Annotated in this window: 1 pseudogene; it reads left to right on the top strand. The window is 66.7% G+C overall.

The annotated features are described in order from the left end of the window. Nucleotides 1-703, top strand: a pseudogene (locus QM806_RS40920) (IS5 family transposase); the annotation flags it as partial. Between the last annotated feature and the right edge of the window lie 14 nt (nt 704-717).

A 717-nucleotide genomic window follows, 5' to 3' on the forward strand; every position in this document is an offset into this window, starting at 1 on the left:
CCGTGGCAGTCGATCTGGGAACGGCATCGCCGCTGGTCCGACGACGGCACCTACATCCGGATGTTCGCCGCGGTGCGGGCGGCAGCCCCCGAACGAGAGGAACAGCTCGAACGTCTGCTGTCGATCGACTCGACGATTGTCCGCGCCCACCAGCATTCGGCCGGCGCCCTGACCGATGCGCACACAGGGGGCTCGGTCGAATGACAAGAATCTGGCCAACGAACCCGCCGACCACGCACTCGGCCGCTCCCGCGGCGGGCTGAGCACCAAGATCCACGCCCTCACCGACACCTTCTGCTGCCCGCTGACGCTGCTGCTCTCGCCGGGACAGGCAGGCGACAACCCCTACCTGGCGCCGCTGCTCGACGCGCACCGCGCCCACGACACCGCAGCGTTCCGCCTGCTGGCCGACAAGGCGTACTCGCACCCGAGCACCCGAAAGAACCTGCGGGAACGCAGAATCTCGCACACCATCCCCGAACGCCGCGACCAGATCCGACGTCGCAAGACGAAAGGATCGGACGGGGGTCGACCGCCGGCCTTCGACAAGGACCGCTACCGCGAACGCAACACCGTCGAGCGTGGTTTCGGGCGTCTCAAGCAGTGGCGCGGCATCGCCACTCGCTACGACAAGTACGCCACCACCTTCCTCGGTGGCGTACTCTTCGCTGCGCTCGTCATTCATCATCGCGTCCGTAAATAGCAGACACGCTCTAG

Source organism: Rhodococcus sp. IEGM 1351, assembly GCF_030056875.1.
GTDB classification, from domain to species: domain Bacteria; phylum Actinomycetota; class Actinomycetes; order Mycobacteriales; family Mycobacteriaceae; genus Rhodococcus_F; species Rhodococcus_F opacus.